This window comes from Ferrimonas marina (assembly GCF_900129905.1).
GTDB lineage: Bacteria > Pseudomonadota > Gammaproteobacteria > Enterobacterales > Shewanellaceae > Ferrimonas > Ferrimonas marina.
In genome coordinates this window covers 127,741-147,069 of record NZ_FQXG01000006.1, presented here as the reverse complement: position 1 = coordinate 147,069, position 19,329 = coordinate 127,741, and the positions used below count along the sequence as shown (strand labels likewise).

The following is a 19,329-nucleotide window of genomic DNA, read 5'->3' as shown; positions in this document are numbered from 1 at the left end:
TACAGCCTAAAAAACAAAAACCCCCCGGACCTGTCGGTGCGGGGGGTTGTGCCTGTGTGTTTGTCGCTAGCGTATCGCTTCGCCGCGTGCCACAGACCGACCCCCGCCGGTGATAATCACCACCACGGAAATCAGAATTAGCACTAGGGATTGGGCGAAGTTGGTCATCGTTCTCGTCTGCTGCTATGCCACATACATCAAATTCGTTGCCCATTTGTTGGGCGCTTTTAGGTTTAACATAGGCCCTCACAGGGTGCAAACCTTTATTTGCACCCAGCCCCGAAGCCCAGATGTAACAAAATGTTTCACACCAAGCCCTGATGGGAACACTACCCTTAACGCTATCGGACACAGCGCCAAGGAGGGCATATGGGTCTGTCACGGGTTATCAGTCGTGGACAATTAGGTATCGAGGCACCACCGGTGACGGTGGAAACGCACCTGGCCGGAGGATTGCCCAGCTTCACTCTGGTTGGCCTCCCTGAGGCCTCGGTCAGGGAAGCAAGGGAGCGGGTGCGTGCTGCGCTGCAAAGCGCCGGATTCGACTTCCCCCAACGGCGTATCACCATCAACCTGGCACCGGCGGATCTGCCCAAGCAAGGGGGCCGCTTCGATCTGCCCATTGCCCTGGGGATCCTCGCCGCTTCCGGTCAGATACCCGCACAATCACTGCAGAGAAGAGAGTTTTACGGCGAGCTGGGCTTGGGCGGTGAGCTCCGTGCGGTGCCTGGGATCCTGCCGGCCATCGTGGCCGGCCAGCAGGCGCAACGGCGGCTGTTCCTGCCCCAGGGCAACGCCAGCGACGCCCGCCTGGTTCCGGATGCGGACATCGCCCTGGCGGACAACCTGGCCAGCCTTACCGCCAGCCTGCATGGCCAGCAATCCCTGCCCCAACCTGACAACGATGCGGAGCCCTCACTGCCGGTGGGCCAGGGGTTGGACAGGATCATCGGGCAGGACCACGCCAAGCGCGCCTTAATCGTTGCCGCCAGCGGTGGCCACCATCTGCTGATGGTGGGCCCACCCGGCACCGGTAAAACCCTGCTGGCCAGCTGTTTGCCCGAGCTGCTTCCGCCGCTGAGCCTAGCCGATGCCCTGGAGGTGGCGGCTGTGCACTCGGTGGCGGGGCTGACCCGTCCCCATCTGAGGCAGCCGCCATTTCGCGCCCCCCACCACTCCAGCTCCGCTCCGTCGCTGGTGGGTGGCGGCTCCATCCCGCAGCCTGGCGAGATCTCCCTGGCCCACCAGGGGGTGCTGTTCCTGGATGAACTGCCGGAGTTTGCCCGGGCGGTACTGGATAACCTGCGCGAGCCATTGGAGAGCGGCCAGGTGGTGATCTCCCGCGCCAACGCCAAGCTCACCTTCCCCGCCCGGTTCCAGCTGGTGGCGGCAATGAATCCCTCCCCCAGTGGCGAACTGGGTCCCCGCAGCCGCGATACCCCGGATCAGATCCGTCGCTACCTTGGACGATTGTCCGGCCCGCTGCTGGATCGTTTTGACCTGAGTATCGAGGTGCCGCGCCTGCCAACCGGGGCCCTAAGCCAGGGACCGACCGCAGCCCAGGGGGCTCAGCAACAGGCCATTGCCCAGGTGATCGCCGCCCGGCAGTGGGCCATGGCTCGACAGGGCTGTCTCAACCAGGGGTTGTCTGGCCACCAGTTGGGGCCCGAGTTGGGGATTGCCCGTCCGCTGATGCAGTTCACCGAGCAGGCGGTAGAGCGGCTGGGCCTGTCGGTGCGTGCCTACCATCGTATCTTGCGGGTCGCCCGTACCCTGGCGGACATCGCCGGGCAGGAGCAGGTCAACCAAAACCACATCAAGGAGGCGCTGGGCTACCGAGCCATGGACCGCCTGCTGAAACAGCTGGGCGAGATTTAAGCGGAGCCGAGTTCAGGTCGACTTGGGATCCCGTATTGGGAGGGAATCCATGGTTCGAGCTGCGATCATTGCCTGCATCTTGCTACTGCCCACCGCTCAGGCGGCGGAGCATCGCCTGTTGCTGGCCGGCAGCACCGGCTGGACCAGCGATCCCCAGAGCGAGTTGAGCCAATCCAGCTCAGTGGCCGGGGTCCAATACCACCTGCGCCTGCACCGCCACTGGTCTTTGGTCACCGGTTTCCTCACCGGCCAGGACGAGCAGGGCGATCTTCACGAGATGCCGATGTTGCTGGAACGCCGCATTGGTCTGCAAGGCGATCACTCCCTCTATCTGCAGGCGGGCAATCAGCTGTTCTACCTGAATGGCGAGCGCGGCCTGGGCCTGACCGCCGGCGGTGGCTGGCAGTGGCATGGCCAGCAAGGCTGGCTGATGCGGCTGGGGTTCCAGCAGAGCAGCCGGGCCGAACAGAGCGCAAACCGGATCCAGCTGGCCCTGGGCTGGCGCTTCTAATGTCTTCATAACCCCCCTTCTTATCCCCGCCTTCAAAGGGTTGTCGCTCCGGATTTAACTCTTTACTCTAGGTTCAATCGTGTCATGGAGAGAGTCTCGATGTTGTCTACGCTACGTGGCGTATTGTCGTTCCTGGGCTACCTGTTCAACACCCTGTTTTGGGCCCCCTGGGTGGTGCTGTTGGGCCTGCTTAAGCTGTTGCCTATTCAACCCTTGCGCCGCGTCTGTTCCGGCATCCTTGATCGCATGGCCACCGCCTGGATCAGTATCAACAACCTCAACCAGCGCCTGCTTTCCGGCACCAAGGTGATCGCCCATAAGCTGCCGGAGCTCAGTCCCAAGCAGTGGTACCTGGTGGTGGCCAACCACCAATCCTGGGTAGATATCCTGATGCTGCAACGGCTGTTTAACCACAAGATCCCCTTCCTCAAGTTCTTTCTGAAGTGGGAGCTGATCTATGTGCCGGTACTGGGCCTGGCCTGGTGGGCGCTGGATTTCCCCTTTATGCGCCGCTACAGCAAAAGCTTCCTGGCCAAGTACCCGCACCTCAAGGGCAAGGATCAGGAGACCACCCGTAAGGCCTGTGAAAAGTTTCACCACCAGCCGGTCAGCGTGATGAACTTCGTTGAGGGCACCCGCTTTACCCCGATCAAGCAGCAGAAACAGAACAGTCCCTATCCCTCCCTGCTCAAACCCAAGGTGGGCGGAGTGGCCCTGTCGCTGGATGCGATGAATGGCAAGCTGCAGCGGCTGCTGGATGTCACCATCTACTACCCTAACGGGGTCCCCAGTTTCTGGGACTTTTTGTGCGGCAGGGTGCCCAAAGTAGAGATGGTGGTGGAGGAGCGCTGCCTCAAAGACCTCAACGGTCTAAATTACGAAAAACGTGAAGACAAAGCCGCTTACCAAAGCTGGTTGAACCAGATCTGGCAGCAGAAAGCAGGTAAGCTTGCCGATCTCGAACATCAGCGGAATACCGCCCAAGACTGAAACGCCCTGGAAACCACATCATGTTGTCCTTTTTGCCGAGTCCGATAAAAACCCTGCTCAATGGCACCCTTGCCACCCTGAACATCCTGTTCTGGGGCCTGATGATCCTGGTGTTCGCTCTGTTCAAGGCACTGATGCCAATCCCCCGGGGCCGCCTGGCCCTGAGCAACATTTGCAATGGGTGCATGTCAGCCTGGGTATGGTGTAACCGCAAGATCCTGGCGCTGACCACCAACACCCAGTGGAACATCCGCGGCCTGGAGCAGGCCCAACTGGATGAAAAGGGCTGGTACCTGGTACTGGCCAATCACCTGTCCTGGGCCGATATCTTCGTGGTGACCTCGGTGCTGCGCGGCCACGTACCGATGCTGAAGTTCTTTATGAAACAGCAGCTGATCTACGTACCGGTGATGGGTCTGGCCTGCTGGGCGTTGGACATGCCCTTCATGCGCCGCTACACCAAGAGCCAGCTCGCCAAGAACCCGAGCCTCAAAGGTAAGGACATCGAGACCACCCGCCGCAGCTGCGAGAAGTTCAAGCACCTGCCCACCTGTGTGATCAACTTCGTTGAAGGCTCCCGCCTGACCCTGGAGAAGCACAAGCGTCAGCGTAGTCCCTACCGCTACCTGATGAAGCCCAAGGCCGGTGGCATCGCCTTTGCGCTGAACACCCTGGGCGAGCAGTTTGACCAGTTGCTGGACGTCACCGTGGTCTACCCCGACGCACCGGAAAACATCATGGTCGGCCTGCTCTCCGGTCGTCTTACCAGCATCGAGGTGGCCGTGAAGACCCGCCCCATCACCGAGGTGCCCCAGGGCAACTACGATGGCGACAAGGCCTTCCGGGTGGAGTTCCAACAGTGGCTCAACGGCGTCTGGCAGGAGAAGGACGCCACCATCGACACCATCTTGCGTGAGCAGAGCCAATCGGCGCCGCTCTACCAGGAGTTGGCCGCCCACACCCGCTCGGCCTGACCCTAACGCCGAACATCAATTGCCAACGCCAGTGCCCCTGCACTGGCGTTTTCGTCTCTATCACCTGCCCAAGTTTGTCGCCAGTAGCAAGCCATTGGCTATCAATGATCTCTTACAATCGCTGCCGATGCCGTCGCCTTGACGGCCCTGCCTCCGGGCCATAGAGTCGGGGAAAACATCAGAGCAACAGGAGGTTGAAGTGATGTTGAAGCAAGGGATCGCAATCGGGTTGCTGACACTCAGCAGCGCTGTCACCGCAGAGCCTGTGGTGCACTACGACGCCAAGTTCACCATTGGCAACCATCAAACCGAGCTGACCAGCAGCTTTAACTTGGGCAAAGAGGTGGCCTTTTTCCTGCCCAATCGCGATGGGCGTGAAGCCTACCGCATCGATCTGCAGGTGCTCCCTGGGCAGCAAGCGGACAGCCTGACCGCGCGCCACCGCATCTACCAGCGTCAGGACAACGGACTATGGGGCGAACTGGCCACCCCGGACATGACGGTGCTGCCCGAGAATTCCGCCTACTTCGAAGCCCAGGCCGCCGATGGCACCGCAGTGACCCTGTCGCTCTCCAACCTGTCACTGAGCGAGATCTGATCTCCGACGGCCAAGGCCATGGTTCAAGGCGCTCACGCCTCCCAGCCGAGCGCCTCCGCAAGCGCCGCCAGCTCGTTCTCATTGAACACCTGCACCCCGTGCTGACGCAGGCGTGAGGCCGTGACCCCTTCTCCGGATATCAACCGCCCCTGGAAGCGGCCATCGTACACCTGTCGATTGCCGCAACTGGGACTGTTGGCCTTGAGCAGGGCCAAACGGATCCCATGGCGTTGAGCCTGGGCCAGCGCCACCTCCGCCCCCAGATAAAACGCTTGGCTGACGTTCTCACCTTGCTGGGTCAGCACCCGTCCGTCGCTCTGCTGCTCCGCAGCGGGCCTGGGCGTCGGCAAGCCACCACTCACCTCAGGGCATAAGGGCAGCACCCAACCCAGGGCACACCACTGCGCGAGTCGGGGGTCATTCAGGCCTTTGCTGGCGCCATCGTAACGCACCGGATCGCCCAGTAAGCAGGCACTCACCAACAGCCTTGGCCCCTCAGATTGTCGACAATCACTCAAATCTCAGCCTCTTTTGATCTGGGACAAAAAACGAACGAATGAAGATTTTGTCAATACTATCAATATTATAACCCCAAAAGCCCACTCTCTTCCGACTAACGTCTAGGTTAACACTTTGTTGACAACGGGGTGAAAATCCACGAAGTTGATGGCACTTTCTTTAGCGAGTGCATTATCCGGTATGCAACCGAAACAGACCACCTTGGCGGATCGCACCCTGGCCCAGCTGCAACAGGCCATCGTCGGTGGTGAGCTGGCCCCAGGCAGCAAAATCAACGAACAGGCCATTGCCGAGCGCTTTGGCGTCAGCCGTGGCCCGCTGCGCGAGGCACTGCAGCGGCTGGAGCAGCGTCGCCTGATCGAGCGAGAACCCCACGTTGGCGCGCGGGTGGTTCAACTCACCCCGGATAAACTCGATGACCTCTACCAGGTTCGGGCCGAACTGGAGGCCATGGCCTGCCGTCTGGCGGCCGAGCGCATCACCCCAACACAGCTCGAATCACTGCAACAGCTGCTAGACCGCCAGCAAGCCGCCTTTACCCAGCAGCCTGTCACCGAATTTCAAGACGACCTGGATTTCCACAGCGGCATCATCCAGGCCAGTCAGAACCGCACCTTGATCGCCACCCTCACCGGCGATCTCTATCACCAACTGCAGATGTACCGCTACCAATGCAGCAGCGGCCGTCGCCCCCTGCAGGCCCTCGAGCAACACCGCGCCATCCTCGCCGCCATCGCGGCTGGTGACGGTGAACTCGCCGCCCTGTTGATGCGACGCCATATCGAAGCGGGCGCCCGCCGCACCCGCCAAGTGCTGCAACACACCATGGAGGAGTATTCAGGATGAGCTTTACAACCCCGGGTCAACGCTTTCGCCACGCCGTGGCCAACGCCAAACCGCTACAGATCGTCGGTACCGTCAACGCCTATTTTGCGCTGATGGCGGAGCGTGTGGGGCACCAGGCCCTGTACCTGTCCGGCGCCGGTGTCGCCAACGCCTCCTATGGCCTGCCGGATCTGGGCATGACCTCCATGAACGACGTACTGATCGACGCAGGTCGCATCACCTCCGCCACCGAACTGCCGCTGCTGGTGGACATCGATACCGGCTGGGGCGGCGCCTTCAACATCGCCCGCACCATCAAGGAGTTTGAAAAAGCCCAGGTGGCGGCGGTGCACATGGAAGACCAGGTCGCGCAAAAGCGCTGTGGCCATCGCCCCAACAAGGCCGTGGTCAGCATCGAGGAGATGTGTGACCGCATCAAGGCTGCCGTAGACGCCCGCACCGACGACAGCTTCGTCATCATGGCTCGCACCGATGCGGTGGCCGTGGAGGGCCTGGAGTCCGGCATCGAGCGCGCCAACGCCTACCTGGAAGCGGGTGCCGACATGATCTTTGCCGAGGCCCTGACCGAGCTGGACCACTACCGCCAGTTCAAGGCCCAGGTGAAGGCGCCAATCCTGGCCAACATGACCGAGTTTGGTAAGACCGAGTTGTTCAACAAAGAGGATCTGTTCGAAGCCGGTGCCGACATGGTGCTCTACCCCCTGGGCGCTTTCCGCGCCGCCAATGCTGCCGCCCTCAAGGTGTTCGAGGCGCTCAAGCAGGATGGCCATCAGCGCAGCCAGGTGGAGGCGATGCAGACCCGGGCCGAACTCTACGACTTCCTCGGCTATCACAGCTACGAAGACAAGCTGGATACCCTGTTCAAACAAGGCAAGTAAGTGGTCACTGACCTCAACTGACGGATTAGAAGAAAGGATAAGGAGCATTACATGACTAAGCCCATTGGTGGCGCCGGCCTGCGAGGCCAGAGCGCCGGTGAAACCGCCCTGTGCACCGTAGGTAAGACCGGCTCCGGCTTGACCTACCGCGGCTATGACATCGCCGTGCTGGCGGAGAAGGCAGAGTTTGAAGAGGTGGCGTTTTTGCTGCTGTACGGTCATCTGCCCAACCAGGCGGAGCTGAGCGCCTACAAAACCAAGCTCAAGGGGATGCGCACCCTGCCGGACGCCCTCAAGGTGGTGCTGGAGCAGATCCCCGCCGACGCCCACCCGATGGACGTGATGCGCACCGGCTGCTCCATGCTGGGTAACCTGGAAACCGAGCAGGACTTTGCCGAGCAGCACCAGCACATCGACCGGATGCTGGCGGTCTTCCCTGGCCTGATCAACTACTGGTACAACTTCAGCCACCACGGCAAGCGGGTTGAGGTCGACACCGACGCCGATTCCATCGCTGAGCAGTTTCTCTGGACCCTGCACGACAGCAAGCCCGATCCACTGCACGTTAAGGTGATGCATGCCTCGCTGATCCTCTACGCCGAGCATGAGTTCAATGCCTCCACCTTCACCGCCCGGGTCTGTGCATCCACCCTGTCCGACGTTCACAGCTGTGTGACCGGCGCCATCGGCTCGCTGCGTGGCCCGCTGCACGGTGGGGCCAACGAGGCCGCCATGGCGATGATCGAGAACTGGCAAAGTGCCGATGAAGCGGAAACCGCCATCATGGGCATGCTGGAGCGCAAAGAGAAGATCATGGGCTTTGGCCACGCCATCTACCGGGAATCCGATCCTCGCAACGCCATCATCAAGGCCTGGTCGCAGAAGCTGGCCCAGCAGGTGGGGGATACTCACCTCTATGCCGTCTCCGAGCGGGTGGAAGCGGTGATGTGGCGCGAGAAGAAGCTGTTCTGCAACGCCGATTTCTTCCACGCCAGCGCCTACCACTTCATGGGGATCCCCACCAAGCTGTTCACCCCCATCTTCGTTTGCTCCAGGGTGTCCGGCTGGACCGCCCACGTGATAGAGCAGCGCAACAACAATCGCATCATCCGTCCCAGCGCCGACTACACCGGGCCGGAAACCGCGGAATGGGTGGCCATCGAGGATCGCCCCTGAGATGAGCAAGGGGGCCCAGTGCCCCCTTTTGCCCCCGGCGTCGAAGCCCGGGACGAGCAAGACAATGGAAGGTGCCTGCCGTGAATAACACCGAATACCGCAAACCCCTGCCTGGAACTGGACTGGACTACTACGACACCCGCCAAGCGATCGAGGAGATCCAACCCGGTGCCTACGACACCCTGCCCTACACCGCGCGTGTGCTGGCCGAGCAACTGGTGCGCCGCTGTGACCCGGCGGAGCTGACCGCCAGCCTGGAACAGATAGCGCTGCGAAAACGAGACCGGGACTTCCCCTGGTACCCCGCCCGTGTGGTCTGCCACGACATCCTCGGCCAAACCGCCCTGGTTGACCTGGCGGGGCTGCGCGATGCCATCGCTGAGCAAGGTGGCGACCCCTCCGACGTCAATCCGGTAGTGCCCACCCAGCTGATCGTCGATCACTCCCTGGCGGTAGAGCACGCTGGCTTCGATCCCGAAGCCTTTGAGAAGAACCGTGCCATCGAGGAGCGTCGCAACGCCGATCGCTTCCACTTTATCGACTGGTGTAAGACTGCCTTCAAGAACGTCGACGTTATCCCCGCCGGCAACGGCATCATGCACCAGATCAACCTAGAGAAGATGTCGCCGGTGATCCAATCCCGCGATGGCATCGCCTTCCCGGATACCTGTGTTGGCACCGACAGTCACACCCCGCACGTGGACTCCCTGGGCGTTATCGCCATCGGGGTTGGCGGGCTGGAGGCAGAAACCGTGATGCTGGGGCGCCCCTCGATGATGCGCTTGCCTCAGATCGTCGGCGTCAAGCTCACCGGCAAGCGTCAGCCTGGGATCACCGCCACCGACATCGTGCTGGCCCTGACCGAATTCCTGCGTCAGCAGCGGGTGGTCTCCGCCTACCTGGAGTTCTTTGGCGAGGGGGCCGACAGCCTGACCATCGGCGATCGGGCCACCATCGCCAACATGACCCCCGAGTTCGGTGCCACCGCCGGGATGTTCTACATCGACCAACAAACCCTGGACTACCTGACCCTGACCGGCCGTGAGCCGGAGCAGGTGGCCTTGGTCGAGCAGTACGCCAAGACCACTGGGTTGTGGGCCGATGACCTGAAAACCGCCCAGTATGAGCGGGTGCTGGAGTTCGACCTTGCAGCGGTTGGCCGAAACATGGCCGGCCCCTCCAACCCCCATCGTCGCCTGCCCACCGATCACCTGGCCCAACGTGGTATCGCTACCGATCTGGCCAGCGCTCAGCAGCAGGAAGCCGAGGGCCAGTTGCCCGATGGCGCCGTGATCATTGCTGCCATTACCAGCTGCACCAACACCTCCAACCCCCGCAACGTCGTGGCCGCCGGCTTGGTGGCCAAGAAAGCCAATGCACTGGGGCTGGTGCGTAAACCCTGGGTGAAGTCCTCCTTCGCCCCCGGCTCCAAGGTGGCCAAGCTCTATCTTAAAGCAGCCGGCCTGCTGCCGGAACTGGAAAAGCTGGGCTTTGGCATCGTTGCCTACGCCTGTACCACCTGTAACGGCATGAGCGGCGCGCTGGACCCGGTTATCCAGCAGGAGATCATCGACCGCGACCTCTACGCCACTGCGGTGCTGTCCGGCAACCGCAACTTCGATGGCCGTATCCATCCCTACGCCAAGCAGGCATTCCTGGCCTCGCCGCCGCTGGTGGTGGCCTACGCCATCGCCGGCACCGTGCGGTTCGACATCGAACAGGATGTACTGGGCCGGGATGCCAACGGCAATGCCATCACCCTGAAAGATCTCTGGCCCAGTGACGAGGAGATCGACGCTATCGTCCGGGATTTCGTCAAGCCGGAGCAGTTCAAGTCGGTGTACGAGCCGATGTTCGATCTCTCCGTGGATTATGGCGAGCAGAACAACCCGCTGTACGACTGGCGCCCGATGTCGACCTACATCCGTCGTCCACCTTACTGGGAGGGTGTCCTGGCCGGTGCTCGCGCCCTCAAGGGGATGCGCCCACTGGCTGTGCTGGGGGACAACATCACCACGGATCACCTCTCCCCCTCCAATGCCATCCTGGCCAGCAGCGCCGCCGGCGAATACCTGGCCAAGATGGGCCTGCCGGAAGAGGACTTTAACTCCTACGCCACCCACCGTGGTGATCACCTGACCGCCCAGCGCGCTACCTTCGCCAATCCCAAGCTGCTCAACGAGATGGTGCGGGATGAGCAAGGCCAGGTGAAGCAGGGCTCACTGGCCAGATTGGAGCCGGAAGGACGCGAAACCCGCATGTGGGAGGCGATTGAGACCTACATGGGCCGCAAACAGCCGCTGATCATCGTCGCCGGTGCCGACTACGGCCAAGGCTCCAGCCGCGACTGGGCCGCCAAGGGCGTGCGCCTGGCTGGGGTAGAAGCGATCGTTGCCGAAGGATTTGAGCGCATTCACCGCACCAACCTCGTGGGGATGGGTGTGTTGCCGCTGGAGTTCCAGCCCGGCACCACCCGCCTGACCCTGGAGCTGGATGGTACCGAAACCTACGATGTACTGGGTGAACGCACGCCGGGTGCCACCCTGACGCTGCTTATCCATCGCAGCAACGGCGAAACCCTGGAGGTGCCGGTGACCTGTCGTCTGGATACCGCCGAAGAGGTCAAGGTATACGACGCCGGTGGCGTTCTGCAGCGCTTTGCCAAGGACTTTTTGGCCCAACAATAGCCAACATAGGCATTAGTAAGGAGTCTAGGCATCAGGTGTGGAGGGCAGCAGCCAATGCTGCCCTCCCGTACCTGGCGGCGTTGCCCGCCCCAGCACCTAGTCTCCCCAGGGAGAGACCGATGAAATACCCACCTCAAATCAAGATCCCCGCCACCTACATGCGCGGCGGCACCAGCAAAGGGGTGTTCTTTAAGCTGGACGACCTGCCCTCCGAGGCCCAATCTCCAGGCTCTCAGCGAGACGCCATCCTGCTGCGCGTCATTGGCAGCCCGGACCCTTACGGCAAGCACACCGATGGTATGGGGGGCGCCACCTCCAGCACCAGCAAGACGGTGATCCTGTCGAAGAGCACCAAGCCCGGCCACGATGTCGACTACCTGTTCGGCCAGGTAAGCATCGATAAGCCCTTTATCGACTGGAGTGGCAACTGCGGCAACCTGACCGCAGCAGTGGGTGCCTTTGCCATAGAACAGGGGCTGGTTGCCGCTGACCGGATCCCGGATCATGGCAGCTGTACGGTGCGGATCTGGCAAGCCAACATCGGCAAGACCATCCTCGCCCAGGTGCCCATCACTGATGGTCAGGTGCAGGAGGCCGGCGACTTTGAGCTGGATGGGGTCACCTTTCCGGCTGCTGAGGTAGCGGTGACCTTTGCCGATCCCGCCGATGGTGCGCTATTCCCGACCGGTAACACCGTCGACACCCTTACGGTGCCGGAGCATCTGCTGGCAGGCGGACGATTACAAGCCACGCTGATCAATGCAGGGATCCCAACGGTGTTTATCCGGGCAGAGGATTTGGGTTACGACGGCACTGAGCTGCAGGAAGCGATCAATGGCGATGCCAAGGCGTTGGAGCGGTTTGAACAACTGCGTGCGTACGGTGCTCTGAAAATGGGCTTAATCAATGAACTGAGCGAAGCGGCCAATCGAGGTCATACGCCGAAGATTGCCATCGTCGCGGGGCCGAAAAGCTACGCCGCCTCCAGTGGCAAGGTGATCGACAGTGAACAGATTGATCTGAACGTGCGTGCCCTGTCGATGGGCAAACTGCACCACGCCATGATGGGCACCGCTGCCGTCGCTATTGCGGTTGCAGCCGCCATTCCTGGCACCCTGGTCAATGCCGCTACGCAAGGCCGTGCCGACAACGGCGTCCGGTTTGGCCACCCTTCCGGCACTCTAAAGGTGGGCGCAGAAGTGGTTGAAGAGGAGGGTCTCTGGCAGGCCCGAACCGTCACCATGAGCCGCAGTGCCCGAGTATTGATGGAAGGGAAAGTGCGCGTACCTGTCGCTTAACCTCCCCAGAAGACAAAGAGGGCTGAACCAAAAGGTTCAGCCCTCTTTGTTTGTCAGCTTACGCAAGCCAATTAGGATAGTGACGATCACCAGTAACACCAAAAACTCCACCAGCAAACTGGTCCCCTCCGGTAGCAACCTTGGCAGCGCAAAGGCCAGCAGCACCCCCGCCAAAAACTGTTTCATGATGCGAAGCCCTTCCCTACCAAGGCCATGACTCAGGATCCTCTAGGTTGAGTTTTTGTGTTTGTCTTAAAATCACCAAAGAAATCGATGTCACCATCACAAAAATAAATATTTCAGCAAAACCTAACATGTTAATAGTTGCATAACGGTGAAGCAGCAAGAAAAAGGTTACAACTGGCATCATGGCCAAAAAGGATACTATCCCTATATATTTCTTTCTTAAAATCATTATCAATGAGTAAACAGAAGATAACGAAAGTACCATGATTATAGATATATAAAATACTGATGAACTCTCTAAGTCACCTGTTTTATATAAGAAGTGCTCCAAGACAAACAATCCCAAGAGAATGCCACATATAGAGCCAAGAATGGATGAGACGATAACGGAGAGTATCATAGCTAGAATGTGCCTAAACAAATCTCTTAGTTATAAAGCGATGCGAACAGACTCCAACAGCTTAGACAGTTATAGGTTTGCATCAAAAATGGCACAGCCAACAACACTGAGAACGGAGCAAGGTTGATATCATAACATCAACCTTGCTTCTCTAGGCATGACCAATGAATTTATCTTGACTAATAAGTTTTAATATCTACTTGCTCTTGTCACCAACTAACCGTTTGTATCCAATTAATATAGTAACAATACCGAGCAGGACAAAAAATTCTACTAAGAGACTAGTCCCCTCTGGTAACAACCTGGGTAAAATGAAAGCAAGTGCCACACCAGCAAAAAAGGCCTTATTACCAGATAAATTCATCTAACTCACCTATTTAGTAGTTACTATGCCGTGGGGCCTCACCAGGATTCTTACCCCACCCTTCCTCAACAGCCCGGTCCCAGTAGTCCACATAAGCCCCTATTGCATAATCAAGAGCATGACCTGCTGCCCATCCCCCCATAAAGTGCCAGTAGCCACCAGTGACCTTTTCAATCGATTTGCTATTAATCTCTTCCATGAGTATCTCCTTTGCTCCATAAATTATGTCTTTCAACGAAAAGACAATTTAAACTTAGAGCAAAACTCGGAGCATTCTCATCCAAGCCATGGTCTATCTGGTGTATAAGAAGTAATCCAGATACATAAGAGCATGTTAACAAAGCATAAATTTTAGTAAGAGCGGATATATTCCGATCAAGTAATAGCTTTTTCTTAAGGCCTGAGCAGGATAAGTTCTTACATTACCGCCAGATAATATCTCAAGCGCCTTCAGTTCCAAATTGCGAACTTAGAGTCACTGCACACCCGTGATTACCGGGTAATCCTCCATCAACCGGTTCATCGATACCTTTCGGATCTCACCAACACCCCCCTCGGGGCGGAACACCGCTTCTACCGCCCCTTCAGGGTTAATCAGCACGATATCGGCAGAGTGGTCCACCAGATAATCCTCCCCCGTGCCATCCGGGTTGGGGTTGTCCACCAACACGTACATCAGGCCAAGCGACTGGCTCAGCTTGTAAAGTTGGCTGTGCTCACCGGTGATGGCATAAAACTCGGGATTGAAGAAGCCAACGTAGTCCGCCAGTTTCTGCTGAGAGTCCCTGCCAGGGTCAACGCTCATCAGCACCACCTGCAACGGGGACTTGGTCAGGTGCACCTGCAACTTGGGATAAGCCCGAGCCAGATCCGCCATGGTAGTGGGGCACACATCCGGGCAAGAGGTGTAACCCAGAAACATCAGGGTCCAGCGACCCTTGAACTGCTTGTTGGTAAAGACGCCGCCGCTATGATCTTTGAGCTCGACCTCCGGCAGTGGCCGCGCTTGCTCGTACCACAGCGCCGACACCAATGGCCGCTCGTCGGCTTGTCCATTCAGAGACAAACCGACACCCGCAGCCAGCGCCAAAGCGCCTGCCAGAATCACCCACTGCCAGCTTAACTTCATAGCCACACCATCAAGTAATGGTCCACCAGCAGCAGTACAAACAGACCCATCAGCTGCCAGATGGAGAGCAGGAACAGCTTCATCGGGGGATAGCGATCGGGCTGGTACTTCAGCTGCCAGGCACGAACCAGGAACCACCCACCCAGTATGGTGGCTCCGAGCAGGTACAGTGGCCCGCTCATCCCCACCAGGACCGGCAGCAGGCAAGCGACCATCAGCAGGAAGCTGTACAGCAGGATCTGTGTCTTGGTGTATTCATCGCCATGGGTCACCGGCAACATCGGCAGCCCGGCCTTGGCGTAATCCGCTTTACGGGCAATGGCCAGCGCCCAAAAATGGGGCGGCGTCCAGGTGAAGATGATGATCACCAGCAGCAAGCCATAGCCGTGGAAATCACCGGTGACCGAGGTCCAGCCCAGCAGCGGTGGCATCGCACCAGCCAAGCCGCCAATCACGATGTTCTGTGGCGTGGCCCGCTTAAGGAAGCCGGTGTAGATCACCGCGTAGCCGATAAGGCTGGCGAAGGTCAGCCAGGCGGTAAGTGGATTTACCCACAGGTACAGCATGGCAAAGCCCAACACGCCAATGATGGTGGCGAAGGCCAGCGCTTGAGGCGCCTTAACCCGTCCCTTTGGCAGCGGGCGGTTGTTGGTGCGGGCCATGATGGTGTCGATGCGTCGATCGAGGAGATGGTTAATCGCAGCGGCGGAGCCGGCCATCAGTCCGATTCCGACCATACCGAAGATCAGCGCATTGAGTGGCACCCAACTCTCCGAGGCTAAACACATACCCACCAGGGCGGTGAGCAGCATCAGCGCCACCACCTTGGGTTTGGTCATTTCCAGGTAATCGCGCCAGGGAAAAGCCAGGGCGATCGGTGCGGCATTCACTTTATCCATGCGCGACTCCTTGCTGTGGGGATAAGCGGTGATATACCGCAACCAGTGACAGTAGCAGCAGCGCTGCTACCCCGTTATGAGCCACCGCCACGGCCAGCGGCAAACTGCCGACCACGTTGGCGACACCCAGCCCCACCTGGAGCAGCAGAAGTCCGCCCAACCAGTGTGACTCACGCCAGATATTGTGCTGACGCAATCGAACCCAGAGCAGCAGCAACACCAAAGTGGTGATGGCCGCGCCAAAGCGGTGGCTGACATGGATGGTCATCCTGGCGGGATAATCCAGTACGCCAAATTCGTAGCTTTTTGCCGGTGGTGGCAACGGCTGAAACGCTTCGGCAGGGCTAAGCTGCTGCCACCAACTGCCCTCGCATACCGGCAGTTGGGTACAGGCCAGAGAGGCATAGTTAGCGGAGGTCCAGCCTCCCAGCATGATCTGACAGGCCAGAACCACCATGGCAGCCAAGGCGAGAGGGCGAAGCTGAAGTGTTGGTGAAGCGCTGGGCTGCGTCTTACCCAGGCTGAGCCAGTTCCAAAACAGTAGGGCGAAGATGGTGAAGCCGCCGATCAGGTGCCCCATCACCACAACGGGTAACAGGTTTAGAGTGACCGTCCACATGCCCAGTGCACCCTGGAAAATCACCAGCCCCACCAGTATCCAGGGCAGCACCTTAGGCACGTTCGGTGTCCGTACTGACATCACCGCCAGCGCCAGGATAAACAGGCCCAGGGTGCCCGCCACATAGCGGTGGATCATCTCGGCCCAGGCCTTGGCCGCTTCCACCGGACGTTCCGGGAAGCGCGCCTCGGCGGTGGCAACCTGCTCCGCCTGGGGCACGGTCAAGAAGCCGTAGCAACCAGGCCAATCAGGACAGCCCAGGCCGGCATCGGTGAGGCGGGTGAAGGCACCGAGCAGGATCACCACCATCGCTAAAACCAGGGTGATCAGGTTAAAGGTCCGCATGCTTCCCCCTTACCCGATCCGCGACAGCTTGAGCAGCTTGCGCAGGTCAGCCAGCAGGTCGCGACGATGCTCAGCCGTGGTGAGACTGCCATGGGGATAGCCCAGTACCCACTGACCCCAGGGGTCAACCACCACCAGGGCATAGGGCGCTAAGGCATCGACCACCTGATCATTGGCGGTCGCCTGGGTGACTTGTAGCTCGGAAAGTTGTTTAACCGCAGAAAGGTCGCTGTCGGACTGGGTGAAGACCAGGGGGCGGACCCGCTGCTGCTCCCTGCCCAGGGCCTGATGGGTTTGGCGCATCAGTACCAGGTTATCCTGGCAACTCTCATCGCATTGCTCAGGCAGAAAAGCGATGATCTGCCACTGCTGCGCCTCTGGATTTTCATGGGCCAGCTGCTCGTAGCTCAGGGCACTGAGCAGTTGCCCTTTATTGGTGCTACCGCCTTGATATAAACCCAGTTTCAAGACGGCATAGGCCACCAGCACGGGCATGACAAAGGCCAGCAGCAGCACAATCAACGTACGTTGGTGGGTACCAGTGGAAGGCATAACCTACTCCTGTAAGAACGCATATCTCATCACCGGTACCGCGGGTGACAACAACTCACTATGGTGAGATCCCTTACTATCCCAAGTTATCGACCCGCTGGGCGGGTTGCAAGCGCCCGCGCCAAGCGACGATCAACGCGATCACCAGACAGGCCGCTGCCAGGGAAAACCACTGCAGCGCGTACGCCTGGTGTTTCTCCGGACTGAGGTTGATTGGCCGCCAGGGCCGCTCAAAACCCAGCTCAGATGGCTGTTCCAGCCAAAGCACCGCCGGCACCAAGGGGTGCTCAAACCATTGCGTCAGCTCTGGCCAGTTCAGCGCCTGGATCCGGGTGGTGATACCGGCTTCCGGCAATAGCGCCATGGCCAAGCGGTTGGTCCCAGGCTGCGTCAGGCGCCCCTCAACCGCCCCATACTCCGGTAAGGCCGGCAGCACAGGTAACTCGGTCCGCTGCATCGGCGCCGGCACAAAGCCGAGGTCCACCAGCAGCCAGGGCTGCTGGGCAGAAACCTCGAAGGGCACCAGCCAGCGGTAACCCACCTGACCATTCAGCACCTGGTTTTCCAACAGCAAGCCATGCTCACTGAGCCAGCGCCCCTCAATACCAAGGCGGTAGCCAGCCAGGTCGTCGTCATCCAGCGGCCAGCTCAGGCTTTGCTGCTGCCGCGCCTCAAGTTGCGCCATCAAAGCGCGCTTCTCTTCGGCCCGATCCAGCTGCCAGAGCCCCAGCTTGACCAGCAGGGCAAAGCTCAGCAGAGTAATCAATAGACCCACTGAGGCCCTCAACATGCCGGGCCCCCACAAGGAAGCGATATGGTCACACTCATCAAAGGCATCATTGTTCTGCTACTGCTCTACATCCTGTTTAACCTGGTCTGGGCGGGGGTGGCGATGATCCGCGGCAAGCGGCCCATGACCCATTACCTGGGGCGCCGCGTGGCCTTCTCTGCCTTGGTGATGCTACTGCTGCTGGTGGCCTTGGGAGCCGGCGTACTGCCGATGAATCCCAGACCCTATTGAGGTGGGATGGGCGCCAAGCGCCCATCCCGGAGGAGGGTTACAGCACGTAGACAAACACAAACAGGCACAGCCAAACCACGTCAACGAAGTGCCAGTACCAACTGGTGGCCTGGAAGCCAAAATGGTTGTCCGGGGTAAAGTGGCCCTTCAACACCCGGAAAAACATCACAATCAGCATGATGGTCCCCAGGGTCACATGCATGCCGTGGAAACCGGTCAGCAGGAAGAAGGTGTTGCCGTAGATCCCGGAGCTCAAGGTCAGCCCCATCTCCTGGTAGGCATGGATATACTCCTCCACCTGCAGCGCCAGGAACGCCAAGCCCAACACGATGGTCAAAGCCAGCCAGGCGGTCAGCGCCTTGCGCTTGTTCTGCTCTAGGCCGACATGGGCAAAGTGCAGGGTCACCGATGAGATCACCAGGATGATGGTGTTGTAGAGCGGCAGGCCAGTCCAGCCCATAGCAGTGGTAGTGCCGCCATCCGGGGTTTTCACCAGCGGCCACAGGGCCTCGAAGGCTGGCCAGAGCACCGCATGGGTTTCAGCGTTGTTGCCGGCCCCACCCAGCCAGGGAATGGCCACCATACGGGCGTAGAACAGGGCACCGAAGAAGGCACCGAAGAACATCACCTCGGAGAAGATGAACCAGGTCATCCCCTGGCGAAAGGAGCGATCCATCTGACTGGAGTAAAGACCGCTCATCGACTCGTCGATCACATTGCGGAACCAGCCCACCAGCATAAAGATAATAACGGCTATCCCCGCCAGCAGGGTGATGCCACCAAAGCCGCCCCCCTCAGGCAGGCTGGCAACGTAGTTGGCCGCCCCCAAGGCGATCAGGAACAGACCGACGGCACCGACAATGGGCCAGGGGCTCTGCGCCGGGACGTAGTATCGTTGGTATTGACTCATGTTTGACTCTCCTTGGCCACGCCCACCTTGTCGGTGATGTTGTACAGCGTGTAAGACAGGGTCAGCGTACCGATGGACTCAGGCAGCGCCGGATCCACGTAAAAAACCAACCCCATTTCCGTTTCTTCGCCCGCAGGGAGCGGTTGATTGTTAAAGCAGAAGCATTCGATCTTGGAGAAATAGAGCGCGCCGGTGCCCGGACTGACCGAGGGGATCGCCTGGCCCACGGTGTCACCACCGGATAGGTTCTTGGCCAGGAAGGAGACCTGGTGAGTCTCGCCGGGGTGCACCTTGATGCGTTCGATCTTGGGCTCAAACTGCCAGGGCATGTCGCCGCGCACGTAGGTAACAAACTCCACCGTCACCAGGCGCTCGTTGTCCACCTGCTCGCTGGCCACCGCCGCCACGTTCGAGGTCTTGCCGTTGATCCCGGTGATCTCGCAGAACACATCGTAAAGTGGCACCAGTGCGAAGCCGAAGCCAAACATCCCGACCACCACCAGCAACAGGGTGGTGACCAGGCGTTTGTTTTCGCTGCGCGAAGCCATG

22 protein-coding genes are annotated in these 19,329 nt (G+C 59.6%); 11 read left to right on the top strand and 11 right to left on the bottom strand.

Annotation, left to right across the window (positions count from 1 at the left end; all coding sequences use genetic code 11):
- Window positions 1-369: 369 nt before the first annotated feature.
- The 5 genes from BUC04_RS15260 (at window position 370) to BUC04_RS15240 (ending at window position 4,951) form a co-directional block, all read left to right on the top strand.
- A complete protein-coding gene (locus tag BUC04_RS15260) occupies window positions 370-1,878 on the top strand; it encodes a YifB family Mg chelatase-like AAA ATPase (protein ID WP_067659503.1) in 1,509 nt (502 codons plus the stop codon).
- A gap of 49 nt (window positions 1,879-1,927) precedes the next feature.
- On the top strand, window positions 1,928-2,389 hold the full coding sequence (locus BUC04_RS15255; RefSeq protein WP_067659506.1) for a porin family protein: 462 nt from the start codon (window positions 1,928-1,930) through the stop codon (window positions 2,387-2,389).
- A gap of 99 nt (window positions 2,390-2,488) precedes the next feature.
- On the top strand, window positions 2,489-3,379 hold the full coding sequence (locus tag BUC04_RS15250; protein WP_234977434.1) for an acyltransferase: 891 nt from the start codon (window positions 2,489-2,491) through the stop codon (window positions 3,377-3,379).
- Between the two features lie 20 nt (window positions 3,380-3,399).
- Window positions 3,400-4,353, top strand: a complete 954-nt coding sequence (locus BUC04_RS15245) for an acyltransferase (protein ID WP_067659512.1) — start codon at window positions 3,400-3,402, stop codon at window positions 4,351-4,353.
- Between the two features lie 199 nt (window positions 4,354-4,552).
- Window positions 4,553-4,951 (top strand): hypothetical protein, encoded by a 399-nt coding sequence (locus BUC04_RS15240; protein WP_143165745.1) that lies wholly within the window; start codon window positions 4,553-4,555, stop codon window positions 4,949-4,951.
- Between the two features lie 32 nt (window positions 4,952-4,983).
- On the opposite strand, the gene BUC04_RS15235 is transcribed toward BUC04_RS15240, so the two are convergent.
- Window positions 4,984-5,430 carry a 2-thiouracil desulfurase family protein gene (locus BUC04_RS15235; protein WP_234977433.1) on the bottom strand — a complete coding sequence of 149 codons (447 nt, stop codon included), beginning with the start codon at window positions 5,428-5,430 and terminating at the stop codon, window positions 4,984-4,986.
- A 220-nt stretch (window positions 5,431-5,650) separates the two neighbouring features.
- Between BUC04_RS15235 and BUC04_RS15230 the strand changes: the two genes are divergently transcribed.
- The 5 genes from BUC04_RS15230 to prpF all read left to right on the top strand — a co-directional run bounded on the left by BUC04_RS15230 (window position 5,651) and on the right by prpF (window position 12,355).
- A complete protein-coding gene (locus BUC04_RS15230; protein WP_234977430.1) occupies window positions 5,651-6,316 on the top strand; it encodes a GntR family transcriptional regulator in 666 nt (221 codons plus the stop codon).
- Window positions 6,313-7,194: a methylisocitrate lyase gene (gene prpB / locus BUC04_RS15225; RefSeq protein WP_067659520.1), complete on the top strand. Its 882-nt coding sequence runs from the start codon at window positions 6,313-6,315 to the stop codon at window positions 7,192-7,194. Before BUC04_RS15230 ends, prpB begins: the two co-directional genes overlap by 4 nt.
- Window positions 7,195-7,245: 51 nt before the next feature.
- Window positions 7,246-8,370 carry a bifunctional 2-methylcitrate synthase/citrate synthase gene (gene prpC, locus BUC04_RS15220; RefSeq protein ID WP_067659523.1) on the top strand — a complete coding sequence of 375 codons (1,125 nt, stop codon included), beginning with the start codon at window positions 7,246-7,248 and terminating at the stop codon, window positions 8,368-8,370.
- Window positions 8,371-8,441: 71 nt separating this feature from the next.
- Window positions 8,442-11,057 (top strand): Fe/S-dependent 2-methylisocitrate dehydratase AcnD, encoded by a 2,616-nt coding sequence (gene acnD, locus BUC04_RS15215; RefSeq protein ID WP_234977428.1) that lies wholly within the window; start codon window positions 8,442-8,444, stop codon window positions 11,055-11,057.
- 119 nt (window positions 11,058-11,176) lie between these two features.
- Window positions 11,177-12,355: a 2-methylaconitate cis-trans isomerase PrpF gene (gene prpF / locus BUC04_RS15210; protein ID WP_067659529.1), complete on the top strand. Its 1,179-nt coding sequence runs from the start codon at window positions 11,177-11,179 to the stop codon at window positions 12,353-12,355.
- Window positions 12,356-12,391: 36 nt separating this feature from the next.
- Here the strand turns inward: prpF and BUC04_RS23985 are convergent, their stop codons facing one another.
- The 8 genes from BUC04_RS23985 to BUC04_RS15180 all read right to left on the bottom strand — a co-directional run bounded on the left by BUC04_RS23985 (window position 12,392) and on the right by BUC04_RS15180 (window position 17,639).
- Window positions 12,392-12,541, bottom strand: a complete 150-nt coding sequence (locus tag BUC04_RS23985; RefSeq protein ID WP_156479998.1) for a hypothetical protein — start codon at window positions 12,539-12,541, stop codon at window positions 12,392-12,394.
- Window positions 12,542-12,557: 16 nt separating this feature from the next.
- Entirely contained in the window at window positions 12,558-12,941 is a 384-nt protein-coding gene (locus BUC04_RS23705) for a hypothetical protein (RefSeq protein WP_143165744.1), read from the bottom strand.
- 377 nt (window positions 12,942-13,318) lie between these two features.
- Entirely contained in the window at window positions 13,319-13,504 is a 186-nt protein-coding gene (locus BUC04_RS15205) for a hypothetical protein (RefSeq protein WP_067659533.1), read from the bottom strand.
- Between the two features lie 276 nt (window positions 13,505-13,780).
- The gene (locus BUC04_RS15200) at window positions 13,781-14,434 is read right to left on the bottom strand and encodes an SCO family protein (RefSeq protein ID WP_067659536.1); all 654 of its coding nucleotides are present in this window, start codon (window positions 14,432-14,434) and stop codon (window positions 13,781-13,783) included.
- A complete protein-coding gene (gene cyoE, locus BUC04_RS15195) occupies window positions 14,431-15,333 on the bottom strand; it encodes a heme o synthase (RefSeq protein WP_067659539.1) in 903 nt (300 codons plus the stop codon). The genes BUC04_RS15200 and cyoE overlap by 4 nt, the downstream gene beginning before the upstream one ends.
- Window positions 15,326-16,297 carry a COX15/CtaA family protein gene (locus BUC04_RS15190; RefSeq protein ID WP_067659542.1) on the bottom strand — a complete coding sequence of 324 codons (972 nt, stop codon included), beginning with the start codon at window positions 16,295-16,297 and terminating at the stop codon, window positions 15,326-15,328. Before BUC04_RS15190 ends, cyoE begins: the two co-directional genes overlap by 8 nt.
- A gap of 9 nt (window positions 16,298-16,306) precedes the next feature.
- On the bottom strand, window positions 16,307-16,849 hold the full coding sequence (locus BUC04_RS15185) for a hypothetical protein (RefSeq protein WP_067659545.1): 543 nt from the start codon (window positions 16,847-16,849) through the stop codon (window positions 16,307-16,309).
- Window positions 16,850-16,925: 76 nt separating this feature from the next.
- The gene (locus BUC04_RS15180) at window positions 16,926-17,639 is read right to left on the bottom strand and encodes an SURF1 family protein (protein WP_073325979.1); all 714 of its coding nucleotides are present in this window, start codon (window positions 17,637-17,639) and stop codon (window positions 16,926-16,928) included.
- 24 nt (window positions 17,640-17,663) lie between these two features.
- Between BUC04_RS15180 and BUC04_RS15175 the strand changes: the two genes are divergently transcribed.
- A complete protein-coding gene (locus BUC04_RS15175) occupies window positions 17,664-17,870 on the top strand; it encodes a DUF2909 family protein (protein ID WP_067659551.1) in 207 nt (68 codons plus the stop codon).
- A gap of 37 nt (window positions 17,871-17,907) precedes the next feature.
- Here the strand turns inward: BUC04_RS15175 and BUC04_RS15170 are convergent, their stop codons facing one another.
- Together BUC04_RS15170 and BUC04_RS15165 are read right to left on the bottom strand one after the other, a co-directional pair.
- Window positions 17,908-18,780 (bottom strand): cytochrome c oxidase subunit 3, encoded by an 873-nt coding sequence (locus BUC04_RS15170; protein WP_067659554.1) that lies wholly within the window; start codon window positions 18,778-18,780, stop codon window positions 17,908-17,910.
- A complete protein-coding gene (locus BUC04_RS15165; RefSeq protein WP_067659557.1) occupies window positions 18,777-19,328 on the bottom strand; it encodes a cytochrome c oxidase assembly protein in 552 nt (183 codons plus the stop codon). The genes BUC04_RS15170 and BUC04_RS15165 overlap by 4 nt, the downstream gene beginning before the upstream one ends.
- Window position 19,329 lies beyond the last annotated feature (1 nt).